Source organism: Kitasatospora sp. Root107, assembly GCF_001424875.1.
In the GTDB taxonomy this organism is placed as follows: domain Bacteria; phylum Actinomycetota; class Actinomycetes; order Streptomycetales; family Streptomycetaceae; genus Kitasatospora.
This window is the reverse complement of sequence record NZ_LMCT01000055.1, coordinates 1-4,624: the sequence shown is the minus strand read 5'-3', so window position 1 is coordinate 4,624 and position 4,624 is coordinate 1. Positions and strand designations below refer to the sequence as shown.

General features: G+C 68.2%; 3 protein-coding genes and 2 pseudogenes. 2 read left to right on the top strand and 3 right to left on the bottom strand.

All coding sequences use genetic code 11. The features are described from left to right. Positions 1 to 231 precede the first annotated feature (231 nt). Complete coding sequence (locus ASC99_RS30265; protein WP_057238031.1) at positions 232 to 477, top strand: hypothetical protein; 246 nt, start codon at positions 232 to 234, stop codon at positions 475 to 477. 65 nt (positions 478 to 542) lie between these two features. Here the strand turns inward: ASC99_RS30265 and ASC99_RS39120 are convergent, their stop codons facing one another. Then, positions 543 to 683, bottom strand: a complete 141-nt coding sequence (locus ASC99_RS39120) for a hypothetical protein (RefSeq protein ID WP_157531859.1) — start codon at positions 681 to 683, stop codon at positions 543 to 545. Between the two features lie 127 nt (positions 684 to 810). After that, positions 811 to 1,121 (bottom strand): annotated as a pseudogene (gene mihF / locus ASC99_RS38000) (integration host factor, actinobacterial type). A gap of 893 nt (positions 1,122 to 2,014) precedes the next feature. Between mihF and ASC99_RS30255 the strand changes: the two are divergent. Then, a complete protein-coding gene (locus ASC99_RS30255; RefSeq protein WP_057238028.1) occupies positions 2,015 to 2,344 on the top strand; it encodes a hypothetical protein in 330 nt (109 codons plus the stop codon). Between the two features lie 715 nt (positions 2,345 to 3,059). On the opposite strand, the pseudogene ASC99_RS30245 reads toward ASC99_RS30255, so the two are convergent. After that, positions 3,060 to 4,447 (bottom strand): annotated as a pseudogene (locus ASC99_RS30245) (IS1380 family transposase). Positions 4,448 to 4,624 lie beyond the last annotated feature (177 nt).

Below are 4,624 nucleotides of genomic sequence, written 5' to 3'. Positions count from 1 at the left end.
ACCGTGTCCGGGGACGACCTGATCGAGCGGGCAGGGGCCGTGTCCTCCGCGAAGCTCAGCGAGATTGAGGATGCCCTCCGTCTCGCTGGACAGACGAAGGAGCGGACCCCGGTGACGACCGCGAAGCTCAGCGAGATAAGGGATGCCCTCCGTTTCGGTGAACTCGGGTAGACGGAGAAGGAACGGACGCCCCCGATGGCGTGGTCGGTCTCGCCCAGATGATCGAACGAGATGGAGTTGGTCCAGACACTCGTTCAGGACCACCACAAGGCCCGGGAGATGGTTATCGCTGCGGACATGGCCTATCGGTACGGTCCGGACTGGGCGGGGCCGGACTTCAGCAGCGGAGTCGGTCTCGCCCGGTACAACCTCGCGGCCAACCCGATCTTCCTCTTCCGCTCAGCCGAACCTGGGACGTCTGCGGCCCTCTTCGACCAGACGCTGCTGGATCTCGCCGAGACGCAGCGCACGCCGTAGGCGTACACCAGCCCATTGGTGCAGCCCGGGGCTGCGGGTCATGCGGCGGGGACGAACCGCCCGGGTCATTGGGCGAGCCCCAGCGCGATGGCGAAGGCGACTACGGTCACGGCAGCGAACACCGTCACCGCCGCGGCGAGACCGTGTTGGACAGCAACCCGGTTCACCACTGCCAGCACCAAGTCGTAGCCCGCGTGCGCGAACATGAGGAGCCCCGCCGCCTACCGATGCAGGCGCTGCCGATCGGAGTACCGCCGTGGCCGCCCGGTTCCGCATGGCCGTCGATCGCCATCGGGCGGTGGGAGCAGCCAGTTCGTGATGGTTGACGGGCAGTCAGACCTTGGGGACGAGTTCGAGGAGGCGTTCGCGCTGCCGGGCGCCGAGACCCTTTACGCGGCGGCTGTCAGAGATGCCGACGTCGGTCATCAGCTTGTCGGCGCGGACCTTGCCGGCGCCGGGCAGCGCCTCGAGGAGACGGCGTACCGAAGTCTTTTCGACGACCGTGTCGCCGCGCTCCAGCACCTGGTGCAAGGTGACCGTTCCCAGCTTGAGCGAGGCCAGGAGCTCCCGCGCTCGCGGCGGACGGCCATCGCCTTGTTCAGCGCCTCGGCGCGGGCCTCGGCGGTTAGTGTCGGCAGAGCCATGAACTTCCCCTCATCTAACGGCAGATGCCCCATCATGGCCCCGCCGAATACGTGGTGACCAGCGGTTTCGGTGATGCGGTCGCGCGTGAGGCCGCTGAACACCACCGCCGACCCGTCGGCATGCCGACGGGTCGGCGGGTTCGTCGGCTGACAAGCGGCTGGGGGCTACGCGACGGTGAAGGAGAACGAAGCGTCCACCCACACGCCGGGCTTGTCGACCGGTAGTCCGTAGGCGCTCGGCCAGGAGAGCGACGGCCCGCCGACGTCCCCTGCTGGCATGTTCGCGCCCGGAAAATGCCTGGTCACAGCCCTACCCACACCGCGAGGGGAGGTCTAGCATTCCGGTCACGGCAGCTCCACCACCCCCGAGAATCGGGCTGCTGAGCAGGTCGGCCGTGCCTCCAGGCGGCCGGCTCCTCCCATGGCCGGATCCCCGAATTGCCCCGGGGATCCGGCCCCGCGCTTGTTCACCCGGAGGGCAGCACAGCGATGCTGACGCTGAGACCCGGGTGATCTGACCGGCCGTCAGGCGACCGAACTGTAAACCGGGCTAAGCCCGCTCCCTGGGACCGGGGTTTTGGGTGCCATGCCTGGCCGGGACTCGACTCGTTGCCCTGTTGTGACGACGACAGCGATGATGCCGCATTCGCGCCGCCGCCCGCCTGGGGATTCGGTTCTGCCGCCTGGGGACGCGCCGATCTACGCGCAGCTGGTCACCGAGTGGCGGGCGGCTGGGAGAATGGTGCCCGGGCAGAGTGACCCGGGGTGGGAGACGCTGACCGCCGGGCCGGGACGCCGCCGCGCGAGCTCCACAGACTGACCTGCGCATCTGTGAGCGTCCGGGCCGTCCGCCGGGGCTGACTCTCCGTCCGCATCGTCGGAGGGCGCGGGAGGTGACGGACCGCCACGTCCCGCGTTGGACGGGTGTGACCACATCTTCCGCACGACTTCGCAGATCTCCGGCCGACCCCCGCGAAACCTGGTCGCTGCGCCTGCCTCCTACGGCGGACGGTGAGCAGATCGGCGGCAAGCAGGGTGCGGACGACACTCTGCACGTCCTGGCCAACGTTGAGAGCTGGGCTCGGTTGGCTGCGGTGTTCGACGAGGCGCGGGTGCCAATGGAGGTGGGGGACGTGGATGTGATGAGACAAGCGGCCAAGCTCGACCAGGAACTGCTTAATGTTCTGATCCGGTGGATCCGCACCGCCAACCCGCCGGCCTGACCGTCTGGCACAGCGAGAGGTCAGGTCCTCCGGCTCAGCGCGAGGCTCCGGATCAGTGAAGAGAACGGCCAGGGAGATCCAGACCATGGCGGAGCCAGCGCCGGAGGCGAGTGCCCCGTACAGGCGCAGCCGGGCGCCCTTGACGCTGGCGCGGTCGGTGGCGCTGCTGACGCGTGCGGCGGCCACTTTGTACTTGGAGATCAGGTACGGGGCGACGGTGTTGGAGCGGACCTGCAGTGCCACCTTCTGGTCGCACAGGTACCAGCGGAGCGTCATGAGGGCGCGGGCTTCGCGGAAGGTGGAGACGATCGCGACATAGGCGGCGGTCGCGGAGGCGACCCGGGCGAACAGCCGAGCGGTCATCAACGATCTGGCGGCACGCACAGAAACGCCGCCCCTGGTCGTGGAGCAGATCCTGAACGATCTCCAGGACCGAGGACTGCTGTCCTACAGCCGATACTTCGGCGACTCCAGCGTGCTGCACTCTGCCAGCCCGACGCTCCGGCGACTTCTGAGCTAGCGCCACTGGCGGTGTGATGACGGCGCTCTACGCCGTAACCTCGATCTTTCATGACCGTCCGTCAGTGTTGTTGGCGTGCGCGGTCAGTGGTGAGCGGCCGACCGATTCGACGGCGTGGATGGCTTTGGCCCGGCTGTCGCGTCGGGTGTGCGTGGGGTTCCACCCCCCAGGTGATGTGCGGCTCGTTGGTGCAGGTCAGCTGGCTGGCTGAGGTGGGGCGAGCGTATGGAGCCGGCCGATGGCGGCGATGATTAGCTTGGTCCAGGGGTTTCGGTCGGAGAACCGTAGGTGGCGGGTTCGGGCGGTGCTGACGAGGCGTGCAGCTGCGGAGAAGAGGCGGAGTCGCATCTTCTTGGGTTCCCATCTTCGGGCTGCTCCGTCCAGGGCGAGCATGGGGAGCCAGGCGAGCAGGTCCAGAGCGAGGGAGGCGATCTCCAGCCAGATCTGGTTCTGGGTGGTGCCGTGCAGGGGGAGGTTGCGAAGGCCAGTGGCGCGGGCGGCGCGAATGCGGTCCTCTGCGCGGGCCCGGCGGCGATGGCGCAGTTCTACGTCTGCGAGCTGTCCGTCGGGGGTGTCGGTCGCGAAGATGGTGAAGCGGTGTCCGTCGAGGTCGGTGATCCGCAGTTGGGCGCCGGGGTGCGGACGTTCCTTGCGGACTATCAGTCGGAGCCCCTTGGGCCAGCCGGTGAGGTCGAGCATGTCGGTGATCTCGGCCACCCAGGCGCCGTCGCGGACCTGTCGGTCAGCGTCGTAGGCCGGTGTCCACGCCTTCTTGGGGATGAGCTTGATCGCGTCGTGGATGTCGGCGGTGATGGTCATGCCGACCGAATAGGACGGCCACCGTCCCGGCTGGGTGAGCCAGTTGAGGAAGGCGTGGGTGCCGCCGGCGGAGTCGGCCTGGATCAGGGTCTGTCGGCCGCGCCGGAGCCGCTTGGGCAGTTGGGCCAGCGCCTGTCGGGTGGTGGTGATGTGGTCGGCGGCGGTGTTGGAGCCGGCACTTCCAGGCCGTGGGAGGGATGCGACGGGTTCCCCGCTGCCCTGGTGACCGTGGTCTACGAACGCGACCAGAGGGTGGTGGCCGAAGGTCTTCTTCCAGGTCGAGGTGGCGTCCTGCTTCTCGGAGTGGGCGGTGACAAGGACGCCGTCGATGTCCACGGTCACCCGGCCGCCGGTGTCCGGGGAGCGGTCCTTGGCCAGGGCCCATGCGTGCTGCCGGGCCTGAGCGCGTGCTGCGCGAATGGCGGTCAGTACCCTGGGGCCCGCTGCCGCGAGAGCGGCGATCAGGCGGGAGACGGTCGGATCGGAGGCGACGTTCCCGAATAGCGCGGGCTCGGCCCGCAGCAGGGCCACGTCTGCCAGGCAGTCCCCGCCCAGGGCGACGGCCAGGGCCATATCCAGGAGTATCTTGCCCGGGTCGTGGACCGTGCGGTCCTTGCGCCAGGGCGCCAGCGCCGACGACAGTGCGGTATCCAGCCCACTGATGCGGGCGGCTCCACCAGCAATACCCCGCCGGCCTGCGAGACCACCTCTGATCCGCTACCCGATATCCGGACGCGCGGATAGGGCCCGCTACGCTTCTTCACCTGGAAAGTGCCTCGTGTTCGGCGATGCAACAGGACCTTCGACAAGCCCTATCATCGCAGTTCAGGGCAATGCCAGTGAGTTAGCGCATCACTGCAGGTAGAGCGCATATCGATCGCCGATTTGGGTGGATAAATCCCCTGGCGGCATGGGGCAGTTCGCCTCAGCAGTTCGCCTCA

Excerpts from the sequence above, each read along its gene's own strand:
- ASC99_RS30265 (WP_057238031.1), top strand. The coding sequence starts at position 232 with ATGGAGTTGGTCCAGACACTCGTTCAGGACCACCACAAGGCCCGGGAG.
- ASC99_RS39120 (WP_157531859.1), bottom strand. The coding sequence starts at position 683 with ATGTTCGCGCACGCGGGCTACGACTTGGTGCTGGCAGTGGTGAACCGG.